15 protein-coding genes are annotated in these 17,673 nt (G+C 58.1%); 10 read left to right on the top strand and 5 right to left on the bottom strand.

Annotation, left to right across the window (positions count from 1 at the left end):
- Positions 1–72: 72 nt before the first annotated feature.
- On the bottom strand, positions 73–1,503 hold the full coding sequence (locus tag P1X16_RS10635; protein ID WP_277228585.1) for a DEAD/DEAH box helicase: 1,431 nt from the start codon (positions 1,501–1,503) through the stop codon (positions 73–75).
- Positions 1,504–1,887: 384 nt separating this feature from the next.
- Between P1X16_RS10635 and P1X16_RS10630 the strand changes: the two genes are divergently transcribed.
- Positions 1,888–2,400 (top strand): NUDIX hydrolase, encoded by a 513-nt coding sequence (locus P1X16_RS10630; RefSeq protein ID WP_277228582.1) that lies wholly within the window; start codon positions 1,888–1,890, stop codon positions 2,398–2,400.
- 257 nt (positions 2,401–2,657) lie between these two features.
- Here the strand turns inward: P1X16_RS10630 and P1X16_RS10625 are convergent, their stop codons facing one another.
- On the bottom strand, positions 2,658–3,218 hold the full coding sequence (locus P1X16_RS10625; RefSeq protein WP_277228579.1) for a hypothetical protein: 561 nt from the start codon (positions 3,216–3,218) through the stop codon (positions 2,658–2,660).
- A gap of 240 nt (positions 3,219–3,458) precedes the next feature.
- Between P1X16_RS10625 and P1X16_RS10620 the strand changes: the two genes are divergently transcribed.
- The 7 genes from P1X16_RS10620 to P1X16_RS10590 all read left to right on the top strand — a co-directional run bounded on the left by P1X16_RS10620 (position 3,459) and on the right by P1X16_RS10590 (position 11,879).
- Positions 3,459–3,677, top strand: a complete 219-nt coding sequence (locus P1X16_RS10620; protein WP_277228576.1) for a hypothetical protein — start codon at positions 3,459–3,461, stop codon at positions 3,675–3,677.
- The gene (locus P1X16_RS10615) at positions 3,674–4,567 is read left to right on the top strand and encodes a UDP-2,3-diacylglucosamine diphosphatase (RefSeq protein ID WP_277228573.1); all 894 of its coding nucleotides are present in this window, start codon (positions 3,674–3,676) and stop codon (positions 4,565–4,567) included. The genes P1X16_RS10620 and P1X16_RS10615 overlap by 4 nt, the downstream gene beginning before the upstream one ends.
- A 49-nt stretch (positions 4,568–4,616) precedes the next feature.
- Complete coding sequence (locus P1X16_RS10610) at positions 4,617–5,639, top strand: glycosyltransferase family protein (RefSeq protein ID WP_277228570.1); 1,023 nt, start codon at positions 4,617–4,619, stop codon at positions 5,637–5,639.
- Between the two features lie 147 nt (positions 5,640–5,786).
- Positions 5,787–7,274 (top strand): GH1 family beta-glucosidase, encoded by a 1,488-nt coding sequence (locus tag P1X16_RS10605; RefSeq protein ID WP_277228568.1) that lies wholly within the window; start codon positions 5,787–5,789, stop codon positions 7,272–7,274.
- A 212-nt stretch (positions 7,275–7,486) separates the two neighbouring features.
- Positions 7,487–9,670, top strand: a complete 2,184-nt coding sequence (locus P1X16_RS10600) for a choice-of-anchor I family protein (RefSeq protein WP_277228565.1) — start codon at positions 7,487–7,489, stop codon at positions 9,668–9,670.
- A 229-nt stretch (positions 9,671–9,899) separates the two neighbouring features.
- Entirely contained in the window at positions 9,900–11,366 is a 1,467-nt protein-coding gene (locus P1X16_RS10595) for a 3' terminal RNA ribose 2'-O-methyltransferase Hen1 (protein WP_277228562.1), read from the top strand.
- Positions 11,367–11,519: 153 nt separating this feature from the next.
- Positions 11,520–11,879: a helix-turn-helix domain-containing protein gene (locus P1X16_RS10590; RefSeq protein WP_277228558.1), complete on the top strand. Its 360-nt coding sequence runs from the start codon at positions 11,520–11,522 to the stop codon at positions 11,877–11,879.
- Between the two features lie 82 nt (positions 11,880–11,961).
- On the opposite strand, the gene P1X16_RS10585 is transcribed toward P1X16_RS10590, so the two are convergent.
- Positions 11,962–12,828 carry a DJ-1/PfpI family protein gene (locus P1X16_RS10585; protein ID WP_277228555.1) on the bottom strand — a complete coding sequence of 289 codons (867 nt, stop codon included), beginning with the start codon at positions 12,826–12,828 and terminating at the stop codon, positions 11,962–11,964.
- A complete protein-coding gene (locus tag P1X16_RS10580; RefSeq protein ID WP_277228552.1) occupies positions 12,825–13,796 on the bottom strand; it encodes a DJ-1/PfpI family protein in 972 nt (323 codons plus the stop codon). Before P1X16_RS10580 ends, P1X16_RS10585 begins: the two co-directional genes overlap by 4 nt.
- 245 nt (positions 13,797–14,041) lie before the next feature.
- Here P1X16_RS10580 and P1X16_RS10575 point away from each other — a divergent pair, with 245 nt between their 5' ends.
- Positions 14,042–14,578: a hypothetical protein gene (locus P1X16_RS10575; RefSeq protein WP_277228549.1), complete on the top strand. Its 537-nt coding sequence runs from the start codon at positions 14,042–14,044 to the stop codon at positions 14,576–14,578.
- A 5-nt stretch (positions 14,579–14,583) separates the two neighbouring features.
- Here P1X16_RS10575 and P1X16_RS10570 read toward each other — a convergent pair whose 3' ends face one another.
- Entirely contained in the window at positions 14,584–15,390 is an 807-nt protein-coding gene (locus P1X16_RS10570) for a sulfurtransferase (protein WP_277228547.1), read from the bottom strand.
- Between the two features lie 283 nt (positions 15,391–15,673).
- On the opposite strand from P1X16_RS10570, the gene P1X16_RS10565 reads away from it, so the two are divergent.
- Positions 15,674–17,659, top strand: coding sequence for an OmpA family protein (locus P1X16_RS10565; protein WP_277228544.1), 1,986 nt, complete (start codon positions 15,674–15,676; stop codon positions 17,657–17,659).
- The last annotated feature ends 14 nt before the right edge of the window (positions 17,660–17,673 follow it).

Genomic DNA, 17,673 nt, shown 5'->3' with positions numbered 1-17,673 from the left:
AGTAAACCCAAACAGCCCCGGCAAATGCCGAGGCTGTTTGGGTAATAGATAAAGCAGGGCAGTCAGTTCGCTCTAGCGTCCGTTGCTGCTGTTGCCGCCGCGGTAAGACCTACGGCCTTGGCCTGCGTTAGAGTTGGCTCCACCTGCCGTCCGCTCGCCTGCTGGGCGAGAAGAAGCCGCTGGGCGGTTGCCAGTGGCCCGGTTGCGGTCAGATCCGCCACGCTGGGCGCCGGCCTCGTGGCTAGGACGGGAAGCACGGGGGGCATTTCCTTCCCGACCCGGCCGTGGGGGCCGACCTGAGGGGCCTTTAGGCCGCTTAATAGACTCGCCACCATGCAGCAACACCGGCGCTACCGAGCGGGTGGTGTAAGGATGATTGGTGATAAGGTCAATCTGACGCCGGATTAGCTTTTGAATGTCCTGTAAGTAGGCGCGCTCCTCGTCTTCCACAAACGTAAGGGCAGTACCGAAGGCACCAGCCCGGCCCGTACGGCCAATGCGGTGCACGTAGGTTTCCGGTTCGTTGGGCACTTCGTAGTTAATAACGTGCGTCAGGTCGTCGACGTCGATGCCGCGAGCGGCAATATCGGTGGCTACCAACACGCGGGTGGTACCCGCCTTGAAGTTGTTGAGGGCCCGCTGGCGGTGGTTCTGCGACTTGTTGCCGTGAATGGCTTCGGCAGGAATATTGGCCTTGGCCAGCGTCTTAACCACTTTGTCGGCGCCGTGCTTGGTGCGCGTAAATACCAGCACCCGCTTGATAGCAGCATCTTTGAGCACATGCTCCAGCAAGTCGGCCTTGTCGTTTTTCTCAACCAAGTACACGCCCTGCGTGACGGTGTCAGCCGTGCTCGAAACGGGCGTGACGGCTACTTTCACCGGGTTCGGCTTCAGGATGGTGTTGGCCAGTTCCTGAATCTGGGCGGGCATGGTAGCCGAGAAAAACAGCGTCTGCCGAGAAGTGGGCAGCTTCGGCAGAATGCGCTTGATGTCGTTGATGAAGCCCATGTCGAGCATTCGGTCGGCTTCGTCGAGCACAAACACTTCCACGGTGCGCAAGTCAATAAAGCCTTGGCTTATGAGGTCGAGTAGGCGACCAGGCGTGGCAATCAGCACTTCTACGCCGCGCTTCAGGGTTTGAACCTGCGCGTGCTGGCTTACGCCGCCGAAGATGACAGTGGAGCGCAACTTAGGCAAATGGCGGCCATAGGCCCCAAAGCTCTCGTTGATTTGAATAGCGAGTTCCCGGGTGGGCGTGAGCACCAAGCAACGGATGCGGCCCGGGGCGTGACGCTGTACCTGCGCCGTTTGGTGCAGGATTTGGAGAATGGGAACGGTAAAGGCGGCGGTTTTGCCGGTGCCGGTCTGGGCTACGCCTAGTAGGTCGTGGCCTTCCAGCACCTGCGGGATAGCCTGCTGCTGGATAGGGGTAGGGTTCGTGTAGCCTTCCTCGTGCAAGGCACGCAGGATAGGATCAATCAGGTTTAGTTCGTCGAAAGACATCAAAAAGAAGAAAAGCGAGGCCGAGCCCTAATGGTGGCCAGATGGGCTGTGGGTACTGGGCAAGAATGCAAAGGTCGGTGGTTTTGCGGCGAAAAAGGTGCCACTACGTTCTATTACCGGTACCAGTGAAGGAAAATGCCACCGCTTGGCCGCATATAGATCAAGTAAAAACGGCTCAACTGTAGCAATTGCCCACAAACTGGACTGCATCCTGGAAGGCAAAGAAAGTCGTATAAAATTTGACGCAGCGCTGGTGTAGAGGAAGATAAGTTGCTGGAACGTCTGCCAACCAACGGTAGACTTTCCAGGAATAGAACTTCGTCAACACCTCCCACTACATTTTCCGTTTACTTTTCTGAAAATTCTTCACGATTTGTCTGATCCATGGAAATAATCAACCGAGAAACCGCTTACGATGGTCATTACAAACTAAGGGTGCTCACCCTACAAGACGGCGACGAGCAGCTGAAGCGGGAACGGTTCGAGCCAGGAACCGCCGTAGGGGCCCTGGTGTGGGATACCAAGCAGGAGCGCTACTTGCTAACCCGGCAGTACCGGATAGGGGCAGAAGCCGAGATGGTGGAAATAGCTGCCGGCATGGTCGATGGCGACGAAGCTCCGGAAGCAGCTATTCGCCGCGAAATTCAAGAAGAGTTAGGCTACGACGTAGACCACTTAGAGAAAATTGCCCGCATCTACCCTTCGCCGGGTGCCAACGCCGAGATTATCACCATCTTTTTTGCCGAGGTCAGCAACAAGAGCGGCAAAGGGGGAGGGCTAGAGGAAGAAAACGAGAAGATCGAGCCGGTGATCTTCACGCACGAGCAACTGATTGCCGAACAGTTCGAGGACGCCAAGACACTGATAGCCGCGCAATGGGCGCAGCTACGGAAATAAGGCGTGAAAGCACCTGGTAGATTAGGATTGTTGTGCGGCGCTTGCTGCTAGAGAAAGTTGATTTACAATGCCTGCCTAGAAAATTTTAATGGCACTTAGCTATTAACCTCTACCACAGTACACTGGTGAACATAGCGGTGGCAGCAAACAGAGCGTAAGGGCTGTGCAACCATATGTATAAATAAAAAGCCCTGGTCACCAAATTGGTAGCCAGGGCTTTATAACGAATATATAACGTAACAATAAAGCAAATAAACTTATTGGGTCTTCACGATATACTCAAATGTTTGCTTGGTTTTTGCGTCGTTGATAAGCACTATTAAATCTTGCGGAGTCTCGGTTTTAACAAATGGTATAGTGCGTTTGCTCATATATAAGTCCCGATTCCAGAAGCGGCCATTGCCAGCTTCTAGGGCGGGAAGGTTAAATACTTCCTTGCCTTCCTTGTCTTTGGCAACTACACTCAGAAGGGCTGGATCGGCATTGGCCGAGCCGCGGCGGTACATCGTTACGCTCAGCTCGCCGCCGGGAGGCAACTGGCTGAAGCGCCGCTGGTAGGTGGTATCAGCCCAGTTCTTGATTTTCTTGAGGGCGTCGATTTCGGTGAGCAGATCAGCATAAGGGCGGTAGGCTACACGCGTCACGCAGGCATCCACCTCGGCATCTTCGTCGGTGTTTTTAGTAACGTTTAATACATACTGACACTCCTCATCCTTTTTAGCCACCATGTATTTCTTGCGGGGCTTGCCCGGCATGTATTGGGCCGAAGCCGCTAGGGTGCAAGTCAGGAGAGCCGCCAGGAGAATTATTCTCTTCATAGAAAAATCGAGATTTACAACTGAAATAAAGGTTTCAGGCTCTCAAAGGTAGGTAAGTGGCAAAAGCAGACTTGCTAGATTTCGTCCAAAAACGGGTTTCACCCGGTCGGTGAGGTTGGTTTACTGGTTGGATGACGGATACAACCGGGTTTGGCGAAACATGACGTAACGGTAATAGCCTCGTAACGCCTACTTCATAGGTGAAACCGAATTTTGGGACGGGTATAAACGGCTTTCCTTATGCACGCTCCCCTCACCTTCACCTTGTTGCGCCGGACGGTGCGCGGGCTGGCTTACGTGTTGTTTCAACTGGCTCTCGGGTCAGCCTTTTTGCTTCGCTCTATAGGGGCGTTGCGGATGCCTTTTCGGTTTCACAATGCCGACGAAGATTCGCAGGAAGCATCTCTCACCCGGCGCACACTGCCTAGTGCCCGCCTCAATCCGCGCCCGGCCCTTTGAGTGCTCCTGTCTTGGCTAGCAAGAAGCGCCGCCGGGTGGAAGTGGCCGTGATTTCGGATGTCCATCTGGGCACCTATGGCTGCCACGCCACCGAGCTGCTGCGTTATCTGAAAAAAATAAAGCCCAAAGTGCTGGTGCTTAACGGCGACATCGTGGATATCTGGCAGTTCAGCAAAAGCTACTGGCCGGGCACGCATATGCGGGTCGTACGCCACCTGGCTGGCCTGGCTGCTAAGGGTACCCGCATCCACTACCTCACCGGCAACCACGACGAGCTGCTGCGCAAGTTTGCTGGCACTCGCCTCGGGGCCTTCAGCATCGACAACAAGTTGGTGCTGGACTTGCCCCACGGCAAAACCTGGCTCTTTCACGGCGACGTGTTCGACGTAACGATGCAGCATTCCCGCTGGCTGGCTAAGCTTGGGGCCAAGGGCTACGACTTACTGATTTTAATTAACCGAATGGTGAACTGGGGCCTGTACCGGCTGGGCCGGCCCCGGGTAGCTCTTTCGAAAGCAGTGAAGGACCGGGTGAAAAGCGCCGTGAGCTTGGTGAGCGACTTCGAGAAAACAGCTGCCACTATTGCGGCGGATCAAGGCTATAGCTACGTGGCCTGCGGGCACATTCATTGTCCGGAAATCCGAACGGTCAGCACCTCGAAAGGGGAGGTGGTGTACCTGAACTCCGGCGACTGGGTGGAAAACCTAACGGCTCTGGAGTACACGGCCAAGACCGGCTGGCAACTCTACCGCTACGCCGACGACCCCAACATGCTGCCCGATACCAATCAAGACCCGGAGGAAGTGGACGAGGAAGATTCGGCGGCCGACATGCCCGTGGCCACGCTGCTCGATGGGCTGCTGGCCGAGTTTCAACTGCGCAGATCATGAAGCAGCTATTCCAAGTCCTCACTCTTACTTATCAAGCTTCACTTTTCGAATGCCCCGCATCCTTTACGCCATTCAAGGCACTGGCAATGGCCACCTGAGTCGTGCGCACGATATTGTGCCGTTGTTGCAGGAGCGCGCTTCCCGGGTTGACTTGCTGGTAAGCGGCCCGCCTGCCGACGTGCAGCTGCCCTTCAAAGTGCGTTACCGCTGCCACGGCATGGGCTTTATCTTCGGCAAGAAAGGAGGCATCAACTTCGTCAAGACCTTTTGGCAACTGAATTCGGCGGCCTTTCTGCGCGAAATGCGGCTGCTGCTAGTCGAGGACTACGACGTTGTCATCAGTGACTTCGAGCCGGTGTCGGCGTGGGCGTGCCGACTGCGTGAGGTGCCATGCGTGGCGTTGAGCCATCAGAGTGCCGTGCTGAGTGCAGCTGCCCCGCGGCCCAAGAATGATGATGCCGTGGGCCGGGCTGTATTGCGCTACTACGCGCCCACCACGCAGCAGTTCGGCTTTCATTTCGAGCGCTACGAGCCCCACATCTACACGCCCGTTATTCGGCAGCAGGTTCGGCAGCTAACGCCCCAAAACGATGGGCACTATACCGTATATCTACCGGCTTTCGACGAAGAGACGCTAGTACAGCGGCTGCGCTACCTCAGCCGCGACGTGCGTTGGGAAGTGTTCAGCAAGCACAGTCAGCAAGAGTCGGAACACGGCAAGGTGCGGGTGCGGCCGGTGAGCGGAGCCGCCTTCACCAATAGCCTCGCCCGTAGCGCTGGGGTACTGTGCGGAGCCGGGTTCGAGACGCCAGCCGAGGCGCTGTACCTCGGCAAGAAGTTGTTGGTGGTGCCCATGCGCAACCAGTACGAGCAGAGCTGCAACGGCGCCGCGCTGGCTGGCATGGGCGTGCCCGTGGTGAAGAATCTTAAAGACAAAAGCCTGGACGTCATCGACCAGTGGCTGCAAAATGGCCCTGTGGTGCCTGTAGAGTACCCCGACGAAACAGGCATGGTGTTGGATAGGCTTTTGGCGGAAGTAAGCACGCAAAAAATTATTACTCACCCATTTTAAAGCGGGCCTACTTTTTCAAGCGGTTGACGTATTCGCCTTTTTGGTTGCTACATACTGCTCTTTTTCCAGAGCTCGGGCAGCCAATTTCGTCTGCTGTTTGTCCTACCAAAGTCTGGGGCCCCACCTTCCCCTCGGCTTGTCTGTCTTATGTCCTCTACCGCTCTACCTACTGCCTTTTTCCCACCTACCACACCCGCCAGCTTTTCCCGGGCCGACTTCGGGCCGGACTTTCACTGGGGCGTGTCGGCGGCGGCGTATCAGACAGAAGGAGCGTGGAACCTGGACGGCAAGGGTCCAAGCATCTGGGACGACTTCGTGCGCCGAAAGGGCCGCATCAAGCGTGGCGAGACGGCGCAAGTAGCCACTGACTTCTACCACCGCTGGCCACAGGACCTGGACTTGTTGCAACAAATGGGAATCCGAAATTTCCGGTTTTCCATTGCTTGGTCGCGGGTAGTGCCCCATGGCATGGGGTTGGTGAATCCCAAAGGCATGGATTTTTATGACCGGCTGATAGATGGCTGTTTGGAACGGGGGATAACCCCGTGGCCAACGCTCTACCACTGGGACTTGCCATCGGTGTTGCAGGAGCTAGGCGGCTGGGTTAACCGCGACATTGTGGGCTGGTTCACCGACTATACCCAACGCGTAGCTGCCCGCCTCGGCGACCGGGTGCAAAACTGGATGGTGCTCAACGAGCCGATGGTGTTTACCGGGGCCGGGCACTTGCTCGGTATTCACGCGCCGGGCAAGCGTAGTTTGGGCGCTTTCCTGGCGGCCACGCATCACGCCACGTTGGCGCAGGCTGAAGGGGGGCGGGCCCTGCGTGCCATGCTGCCTACCGATGCTCAGATTGGCACCACCTTTTCCTGCTCCTACGTCACGCCCTGGCGCGCCGACCACGCCCGTGATGCTCGAGCTACCCGGCGCGCCGATGCCTTGCTCAACCGCCTTTTTGTAGAGCCGGCTCTTGGCTTAGGCTACCCAGTAGCGGACGTGCCGCTGCTCGGTTGGCTGGAACGCTACATCAAGCCCGGCGACGAGAAGAAGATGCCATTCAACTTCGACTTTTTGGGGGTGCAGAACTATACGCGTGAAGTGGTGCGGCACTCGCCCTTGGTACCGTTGCTATGGGCATCACTGGTGGGCGCAGCGCGCCGTGGAGTTCCGCACACAACCATGGGCTGGGAAGTGTACCCGGAAAGTATTTACCATATGTTAAAGAAGTTTAGCGCTTATCCAAATGCTCCACGTCTGCTGGTGACCGAGAATGGGGCGGCTTTTCCTGACACGCTAACTTCCGACGGCCGCGTGCACGACGCAAGCCGCCAAGCTTACCTGCAAGCCTGCATCGGGCAAGTGTTGCGCGCACGGCAGGAAGGAATCCCCGTCGACGGGTACTTTGCCTGGTCGTTTACCGATAACTTCGAATGGGCCGAAGGCTACAACCCGCGCTTTGGCTTGGTGCATGTCGAATACGAAACCCAACGGCGCACCGTCAAGGACTCAGGGAAGTGGTATAGTGAGTTTGTAGCGGGGGAAGACCGACGTCAAGCGCAAGCCGCTAGGGCCGCCTCTACTTCTTCCAACCAGTCGGTGTATTTAGCACCCGGTTCTTCTGCCTCCAGCATGTAGCCTAGCAAGGCAACTTAATTCAGGACGGAGCCATTTAATTATTGTTATATGCAAATGATAAACCATCGGTTGTGTCTTTATACAAATGAACATATAGCAAATGGTGCTACTTGTGGATGTGCCTATTGGCTTCACAATTAAATAATTAGCTGATAACTATGCCGTAATACGGTCCCGGTAGCTTTGGTACATCACCTTTCAACTTCATTGGGATGCATCGAACTTTACTTGCAGGCGGTAGATTAGGATTGGTGTTGTGGGCGTTGCAAATGGCTCCAGCAGCTGCGCAGAGTGTTCGCTTTACGGCGGCTACGGCCATAGCCAATGAAACCGCGGGTACCATTAGCGTTCCGGTGGCTATTACCAATTCTGGGGCGGCTAGCACCGTGCAGGTAGCCTTGGTAACCAGCCTAGGCACGGCCACAGCCGGTACCGATTTTACTTATCCGGCTACGCAAACGCTGTCCTTCCCTGCCGAGACGACCATCAACCAAATCCTGACGATTCCGCTGACGGATGACGTGCTGGCTGAGGGAACCGAGTATTTCACGTTGCGCTTGCAAAACCCCACCAACGCTACGCTTACGGCGGGAGCTACGGAAGTGCTGGTCTACATCCGCGACAACGATACGCAGGCGCCAGTCCAGACGCGCAACCTCACGCTCAACCGGCTCGGCTCGTATCAAAACGGCGCTTCAGGTACCAACTCCGCCGAGATTGTGGCCCACGATCCGAGCACCCAACGCCTGTACGTGGCCAACTCAGTTGGAGGGAAACTCGATATTCTAAGCTTAGCCAATCCGGCTGCCATTACGCCGGTTGCTTCCATCAACATCCAGCCGTATGGCGGTATCAACTCGGTGGCCGTGCGCAACGGAGTGGTGGCCTGCGCCATTGAAAATGCCGACCCGCAGCAAAACGGCAGCGTGGTATTTTTCGACCAGAATGGCGCGTTCCTCAAGCAGGTAACGGTGGGCGCGCTGCCCGACATGATTACCTTCTCGCCCAACGGCCAGTTGCTCGTCACAGCCAATGAAGGAGAGCCTAAGTCCGACTACAGCGTGGACCCCGAAGGCTCCGTATCCGTTATCGACTTTTCGGGCGGCGTAGCGGGGGTTACGCAGGCCAGCGTCACGACGGTCGGCTTTGGGGGCTACAACAGCCAGGCTGCCACCTTGCGGGCGGCGGGTATCCGGCTTTATGGCGGCACCGCAGCCGCCCCTAGTTCGGTGGCGCAGGATTTAGAGCCGGAATACGTGGCCGTGTCGGCCGATTCGCGGACGGCCTATATCACACTCCAGGAAAACAACGCCATTGCTACGCTCGACCTAAGCACGCGGCAGTTTACAAGCTTGCGCACCGTCGGCTACCAGGACCACAGCAAGGCCGGGTTTAGCCTCGATGCCTCCGACCAAACACCGGAAATCCTGATGGCTAACTGGCCTATTCGGGGGATGCGGCAGCCCGATGCCATAGCAGCCTTTGAAGTGGCTGGCCAGCGCTACTTACTCACGGCCAATGAAGGCGACGCCCGCGAGTACAACGCCCTCAACGAAATCAACCGTATCAGCGAAGCCGCCTACGTGCTCGACCCGACGGTGTTCCCGAATGCCGCTCTGCTGAAAAACGCACAGGTCCTCGGCCGGCTCAACGTCACAAACAAACTCGGGGACACCGATGGCGACGGGGACTTCGACGAAATTTATGCGCTTGGGGGCCGCTCATTTAGCGTGTACAACGCCAGCACCGGCGCGCTGGTCCACGACAGCGGCGACCTGCTGGAGCGCGTCACCAGCACCGACCCCACTTATGGCGCCATCTTCAACGCTAGCAACACCACCGGCAACCCTGCCCGTAAGAACCGCTCCGACGACAAAGGGCCAGAGCCCGAGGGCGTCACGACGGGTATGATTCGGGACACGGTGTACGCCTTTGTGTCGTTGGAGCGCATTGGGGGCGTCGCGGTATTCAACGTCAACGACCCCGCCCAACCCAAACTGGTGCAGTACGTCAACAACCGCAGCACCACTACCGGCGCCGGTGACCAAGGCCCCGAAGGCATCGTGTTTATTGCGGCCGCCAACAGTCCCACCGGCCAGCCGCTGCTGCTGCTTGCCAACGAAGTGAGTAGCACGGTATCGGTCTACAGCATGCAGGGCGGCGTGCTTAGCAATAAGGCGGCCCGCAATGCCGAGCCATTGCACCTCTATCCAAACCCGAGCCAGGGCGGCAAGGTGCAGTTAAGCCGGCCCGTAAGCGGTACACTCCAAGATGTGCTCGGCCGGCCGGTACGCACATTGCGCAGAGCCCAGCAGTTTGAAACCGCGGACCTTGCTGCGGGCGTGTACGTGCTCCGCGCCGAAGATGGCGCCAGCTCGAAGCTGGTAGTGCCCTAGATCTTGCCCCAGTGTTTTATCCCGCTACGTTACCTCCCTTATCAGTTATTCGAGGTTTATTGTTACGCAAGCTGCAAAGCCCCTACTAGTTAGTAGTAGGGGCTTTTGCTTGCTGATATTGCCGCGTAGCTCGGCGCTTTCAATGGGCTAAAATCCGGTCATCAATTCACCGGGGTTGCTGTATCTTAGCCTGCCGCGGCGCTGTGTCTATCGTTGCTATTCCAAGAAAATGCTCCTTACTATTTCCACCACGCACCAGCCCGCCACCGACTTAGGCTATCTGCTGCACAAAAACCCGGCGCGGCTGCAAGCCGTGGATATTGCCTACGGACAAGCGCACGTCTTCTATCCCGAAGCCAGCGCTACCCGCTGCACCGCCGCGCTGCTGCTCGACATCGATACGGTGGCGCTGGTGCGCAACCACCGGGGCCCGGCCGGCGAAGGCTTTGCGCTAGAGCAGTACGTCAACGACCGGCCCTACGTGGCTTCGTCGTTTTTGAGCACGGCCTTGGTGAAGGCGTTCAACACGGCCATGAACGGCACTTGCAAGGACCGCCCCGACCTGCCCGAAACGCTACTACCACTCGAAGCCACCGTGGCCGCTCTGCCCGCCGCCAGCGCCGAGCAACTGCGCCGCCTTTTCGCGCCCCTCGGCTACGAAGTGGAAACCGACGCCCACCCGCTCGACCCAACCGTGCCAGCCTGGGGCGACAGCCGCTACTATACGTTACGCCTCCGGCACGTCGCCTGCCGCCTGCGCGACCTGCTTACGCACCTCTACGTTCTTGTTCCCGTCCTCGACAACGATAAGCACTACTGGATAGGCCCTGCCGAAGCCGAGAAGCTGTTGCACCGCGGTGCGGAGTGGCTGCCCCAGCACCCCGACCGGGAGTTTATCACGCGCCGCTACCTGCGGTTTGCCGAGTACGTAAACCCGACGCTAAAACGTCTGCTAACTGCCGATGAAGCAGCCACAGACGATATGCAAGGAGCTGTGCCATTAGCGGCGGAAACAGCCGCTGCTGACGATCAAACTACAGGAGCAGAGCAGGCCCTGACGGGTAGCGACAAGGAGCCAACTGCAGAGAAGCAGAAGCTCCACGACCTGCGCCTGGCGCGCGTCGCCGAAGAAATCCGGCGGGTGGGGGCCAAGCGGGTGCTGGACCTTGGGTGCGGAGAAGGCAAGCTAGTGCGCCGCCTGCTTCAGCAGCCACAAATCGAGCACGTCCTGGGCATGGACGTATCGTATCAGGAGCTGGTACGGGCGCAGGAGCGGCTGCACGTTGCCGAGATGCCCCCGCGGCAGCGCGAGCGGCTAACCTTGGTGCAAGGCTCGCTGCTCTACCACGATCCGCGCCTGGCCGGCTACGATGCCGCGGCCGTGGTGGAAGTCATTGAACACTTAGACGAGGGCCGGTTGGCGGCGTTTGAGCAGGTGCTTTTTGCCCGCGCCCGGCCCGGTGTCGTGTTCCTGACCACGCCCAATGCCACTTACAACCAGAAGTTTGAAAAGCTCTCGGCCGGCCAGTTCCGCCATTCCGACCACCGCTTCGAGTGGACGGAAGCACAGTTCAGCGCCTGGGCCGCGGAGGTAGCCGCTCGCCATGGCTACCAGGTACGGGTAGAGCCACTTGGGCCGGAAGATGCACAGGTAGGAGCGCCCTCACAGATGGCTGTGTTTGAAATGATTGGCTAGGGCCGTACTACCTATTCGTAGTTTAACTTGGATACTGGTTTACTAAAGTATACCGGTGCGTTATGAGATACTCGCCTGATTTCTAACGATCTTTGGTTTATGCCACTTCCCGGTTCGTCTCCGCACTTGAATACCAAAGAATGCAACTCCGCCATGCGTTCCGTCCGCGACGCGCTTGACCTGCTCGGGGGCAAGTGGAAATTGGCCATCATTGTGTCGTTGTTGGATGGTCCGAAGCGTTTCAAGCAATTGCAACGTGATGTGTCGGGCATCACGGCCAAAATGCTGAGTAAAGAGCTGAAGGAGCTGGAAGTGAATGGCCTCCTATCCCGTAGCGTACAGGCGGATGTTGCACCTGTGGCGGTTACCTATACCCTGGCTCCTTACGGGGAGACCCTGCTACCCGTCATTGATGCGCTCCACCATTGGGGCAGCCAGCATCGGATGAACATCATGCATCCCCAAGAGCCAGTGGCCGCAAAAACGGAAGTTTCGGCACCAGTGGCGGCCTAATTGATAGGTACTAACCGGTAGCCTAGGCGTTGCTGTTGAGTAGCATCCGCCTCTTTCGTGCAGTTGCATAGTTAAATTCTAGCTAGCGAATAGCCTTTTTGGTTGCGGTGGTAGTCGCCTTCACCACTACGCCCTGCTGTGGCTGCCACTTATCGTATTCCATGTGTTGCGCTGTCTGTTGGGCCACGGCCTCGCCTCGTAACCTGGCGACTACGTGTAGTGCCCCGTCGATACCCGCGGAAATACCGGCGGTAGTAATAATCTGGCCGTTGTCGACGAAGCGAGTGTCGCGCAGAACGTTGGCTTTGGGGTTGGCGCGTTGCAGCGCGTTGATGTAGTTGTGGAAGGTGGTGGCCTGCTTGCCATCGAGCAGGCCTGCTTTACCGAACAAGGCCGCGCCTGTGCAAACCGAAAGCATCACCTCCGCGCTAGTGGCGCAGGTTTGAATCCAACGCACTAGGGGCTCGTTGTGCAGCAGCGGGTCGGTGGAGCCGCCGGGCACCACCACAATGTCGGGCGGCGGGCAGTTGGCGAGGGTGTAGTTGGGCGTAATCTTCACAAAGCCCTGGCTGTTGACTGGCTCCGCCGAAACGGCCACCGTGTACACGTTGAAGCCCGGCGCCACGGCAAATACCTCGCTCGGACCAGCAAAGTCCAGAATTTCCATGCCGCTGAACACCAGAACGGCCACGTTTTTTCGTGGGGCTTCCTGCTTTGCTTGGGCTTTTTGGGCTCGTAGCGAATCAATGGAGGCCACTGACCGTTGCGCCAGCGCCATGCCGCAGTGGCGGCAATTGCCCGGAACAGCGTAGGCCTCCAGGTCACAGTCGGCGCCGCAGGGCGGACAGTACAAGGCTACGGCGCTTGCATCAGTCAACGGCTGAGAGAGGCTTACTGCGGGCCATAGAGCTACCAGAAACAAGACGAGTAGGAGGGAAGGCGCTTTCATAGAACGGATGAGGTAGAAAGGAGAACAGGAGTGGAGCGGGTGGGCTTCGGCGAAATGCGTTGTAATTGCCGCACGCTTTGAAAACCACACCGGGCTGCTATGGCCTCCAGCGTGAGTGCGGGGTCGTGGCGTAGGGTTTCGGCCAGTTCTCGGCGCAGGGCCGTGGTGTACTCGTTGACGCTGATGCCGGTGGCTTTGCGAAAAGTGCGCGTGAGTGTGCGGGGCGTCATGTGCACCAGCTCGGCCAGCGTGGCCAGGGTAGCACCAGCGGCCAGATTCTCCGCCAGCCAGTCTTGCACCTGATGCACAGCCGAGTTGAGGTGATTACGGTAATCGAGGTAAATGCTTTGTTGGCTGTGCCCGGCGCCGCGGCGGGTATACACGACCAACTCGCGGGCTACTTTGGTGGCAAACAATGGCCCGTGCAATTCTTCCAACAGGTACAGCGCCAGGTCGATACCGGCCGTGACGCCCGCGCTGGTGTAGAGGCCGCCGTCGTGCACGAAGAGCGTGTTGGGCTGCGTAATCAGGCGCGGGTAGCGGGCTTGCAATTCTGCCAGTCGCCGCCAGTGCGTGGTGCACTTTCGGCCGTCGAGCAAGCCGGCTTCGGCCAAAACAAATGCTCCGGTGCAGATAGAGCAGATGCGCACCCCGCGCACTTGCTGTTCGCGCAACCAAGTGAAAAACGTTGCCGCTTCCCGCCGAAACTCCGCCGACCGTAGGTAGTCCATTTCCAAGCCCGGCACGAATAGAAAGTCATCTGCTTGCAGGTGCACATCAGCAAACGGTAGCAGCGGCCCCAAGCCCAAGCCTGCCGAACTGCTCGCTGTGCTCTGATAAGAGCAGTACGTCAGCGGGTAGGGCTTATCGTAAGTAGCGGCTTCGTAGAAAACCTGCACCGGCCCGGTTAGGTCCAGCAGGTGCACATGCGGCGGCACGACAAAGACAACGTGGGGCAGGGCTTTCATAGACAACTGATTACAAGGTCAAAAGTACCAGTTGCTGGACACCCATGTTGGTCATTCACCGGACATTTTGGGACAGGTTGAATTCGTTAGCGTGCGAGCAATGGGCAGCAGCTTGTGCAAGGCATGAGGCAGCTGAAATGGCCGATTACAAAGGCAGTGCTTTCCAATAGGACAGTATGCCTATTCATAGCATTTTAGGAAGTAGATTTGAAGGCGCTATTTCAAGCAGCTAGCTTATTCAGACGATGAAAAATTATTTACTCGTTATTCTTTTACTGGCTGTTGTGCCTGCCTTTGGGCAACAAACAAGCACTAGCCCGGCCTCTTACTCAGAACGCAAACTCTCAGTGGGGGTGTTTGGTACCTACAAAACGGTTGGCCTGCAAGCCGACTACCGCTTTGCCAGCCGGTGGGGCGTTAAAGTAGCGGGTGCCCGGCAGTTCGACTACGACCGGGAAAGCGAATATGGCTTGGCGGGTATTGGTCTCTTAACCTATTATCTGCCTACAAATTCGAAAGTGGTAGAGCCGCTGCTCGGCTTGGGCACCGTCCGCTCTTCCTATCATTGGGCGCTTGCGGGCCAGAGCGGCACAGTTACCGATTGGAATGTGGGCGGTGGATTCGGCACCAACTTTCGGTTCAGCGAGCGGTTCAAAACGGGCCTGAATGTGCTGCTAGTCAACGGCTTTCGAGCCGAGTATAATTCAGGAGCAGGCGATATGCTAGTTACCGGCCGAAGGCTGGTAGTTTTCCCCGCCCTAACCTTGGATGCGCTCCTGTAAATCCCTTAGTCTCCCGTTGCAATAGGGTGTTCGTTGCGCGACCATTCACTCCAGGAACCCACATAGAGCTTGGGTACTTCGAGCCCGGCATAGTCGATGGCCAAGAGCGTGTGGCAAGCCGTTACACCGGAGCCGCAGTGCACAATCACCCCCGCCGGGTATTGGTCAATCAAAGTGGAGTACTTCTCTTTCAAAGCTTGGGGCGACAAGAAGTTGCCTTCCGCATCGAGGTTGTCGGTGAATGGCACGTTTACGGCCCCCGGAATATGCCCGGCCACTAAATCAATAGGCTCGATTTCACCGCGGAAGCGGCGAGCTTCGCGCACGTCGATAACTAGGCCTTGGCCGGTTTGGGTGGCTTGTTGCACATCAGCGGCGGTAGCGGTAGGCCACTGCCAACCCGACGTGGGGTAGGGGGCGCTGCTGCCTGCGGCTTCCAGACCCGAGGCGGTGGGTAGTCCGGCGGACAGTGCGGCGGGTAGGCCGCCGTCGAGCACCTGTACCTGAGTATGGCCTGCTGCCCGCAGCATCCACCAGAAGCGCGCGGCGGCATTAGCCCCATTTTTATCGTCGTAGACCACTACGTGCGTGTTCGGTTGGATGCCGAGGCTGCCTAACAGCTTGGCGAACTGCTCTATCGGGGGCAGGGGATGCCGGCCGCCATTGGCGGCATCCACCACTTTCGCCGCCAAGTCCTGGTCTAAGTCAACGTGCCGGGCGCCGGCCAAATGAAGCTGCTGATACTGCTGCCGCGCCTCGGGGCCACTGCGGGCATCAACCAGAACCACTTGGTTGGCGGCGAGTAAGGGCAATAATTCTGTTGACTTGATGACCGGGACCATATTTTTTCGGCGTTTTTGTAGGTTGCCTGTGGTATTGGTCCCAATATTACGGCAAACTGGCAGGTTCAGAGGCGCAAGTTTGTAGCAGCTTTCACCTTGCATCCGCCAGGCCCCATTCGCCTAAGTAATTTGCAGGCGCCGCCCGAGCAAGCTGCAATTGGAAAGGGCACAGCAGCCGTTGCATCCTGCCTGAAGTGGGGCGCTATGCTGCTGGTTTTTCTTTGGTTTTCTATTCTCTCTGTTTGCGTTGCGTATGAAGTTTTTGCTGATGCTGGTACTAACGGTATGCTGGCTGAAGCTGTATGCGCAGGAGCCCGTGGCCACCAGCCTGTATACCGACACCAAGGTGCGTTACCAGTTTTCGTATCCGAGTGCTTGGCAGCGGCACCAAAACGAAGACAAAACGCAAGTAAGCTTTGTGGCCGGTGGCACCGAGCGGCCGGCCGTCGTCACGCTTACTACCCGCCCGCTTCCTGCCGAGCAGAAAGTGCTGGCCAGCCTACTGGCTAGGGGCCAGCAGGATACCTTGTGGCGCAGCATCCTGCGCCTGCCTCGGGCCCAAGTGCTACACCTCGAGCAGCGGACGGCGAGCAGCTACGAAGAACTGCGCTATGAGTACACCTTCGCTGCGCAGCCCGCCCCGGCGGCCCGCACCCGCGTGGTAGGCCGCCGAATATGGCGCGGCGGCGTGGAATTCAACCTGGAGTACCGGGCCGCAACTGCCCAAGACGGCCGTTACCGGACCGAGGGCGCGCAAGCAGTGGAGTCGTTCCGCTTCACGGGCAGCGCACCTACTCCGCCCGTTCCCATCCAACAGTGCGACGACAAGATGTATGGCATTGCGGCCCTGCGCATCGTCAACGACATGTGGGAAGACGACTGCCGCACCATTCACGAGTTTTCTGTCACTGACCCCACCGAGTCCCCGAAAATTCATCGGGAGGTGCTGCCTTTTCAGTCTTACGCCTTAGCCAAGGGCTTCGATAATTGCTTGTATTCGGTGACCAAAGCGCCCACCAACCGGCCCGAATTGGTGTACCGCTACAACCCTACCTCGCGCCAGGGCGAGTACACCACGTGGCGGTTGCCGGCCCAGGGCTCGGAAACCGTCTGGATTTCAGCTGCCACCGATGAGCACGGCGACTTATATTTCATGACGGCCGATGCCAACAAGCTCGTAAAAGTCAGTCCCGCCGATAACTCGGTAACGGTGCTCTGGACCAAGGACCCCGCCCGGCAGACGCCTTATTTCCCAATCATTGGGTTTGCGGGGGCAGGTTCCCACGGCAATTTCTGCATCGATGACGCCAGCACCCTCTACGAGGTGTACAGCACCGATGGCTCTTTGCTGAAAGTAAACATGAGCACTCGTCAGGCTGCCCCCGAAATGGTTACGCTCAGCGGCCTACCCGAGCGGGGCGGCTACAGCGACTTGCTGCTGCAACTAGACAAAGCCGGTCGCCGTCGGCTCTATATGGCGGGTCCTAAATCCTTGTATCGGGTAAACATGGAAACCGGTCAAGCCTACCGGGTCCGTCGGGGCGTTTATACCGATCTGGCGGGCTGCAACTTGTTTCGTGCCGTTCCTCCACCCCCGCCGAAGCCTGCCGCCGGAGCACCGCCGACGGCCCCTACAGCTACCACGTGGCGGGGGCGGGTGCTCGATGCAGTTACCTTACAGCCTTTGCCCCAGGCCCAGTTCCGCCTAAATAATGGCAAAGCGGAAACCAAGGTGCAACTCACCGCCGAAGGCACGTTTGCTGTGCCCGTCACCCCCGACCGGGCGTATAGGGCACACGCCCAGCTCGTTAGCTACCTGCCCACCGACAGCATCTATACCACCCTGGCGGGTCCCTACGTGCAGGATATTCTGCTCCAGCCCCTCACCGTCGGCACCACGCTCCGCCTGAAAAACGTGCAGTTCGACCAAGGCACCACCCGGATGCTCGCCGCTTCCTACGCCACCCTCGACCAGCTGATAGCCGTTATGAAGGAAGACCCGAGCCTGCTGATCGAAATACGCGGCCACACCGACAACGTGGGGCCCCCGGAGAAAAACCAAATCCTCAGTGAGCAGCGCGCCGCCGCCGTAAGAATCTACCTCATTGGGCTAGGCATTTCCGAACAGCGCATCACGAGTGTGGGCTTTGGCGGTACCCAGCCCCGCGCCAGCAACGCCCGCGAGTCCACCCGCCAGCTCAACCGCCGCGTCGAATTTCGCGTGACGGGCGGGCGGTAGACGACAAAGAGTGA

Origin of the sequence: Hymenobacter sp. YC55 (genome assembly GCF_029433095.1) — a bacterium.
Classification (GTDB): Bacteria; Bacteroidota; Bacteroidia; order Cytophagales; family Hymenobacteraceae; genus Hymenobacter.
The sequence above is the reverse complement of the archived record's forward strand: the minus strand, read 5'-3'. Positions and strand labels throughout refer to the sequence as shown.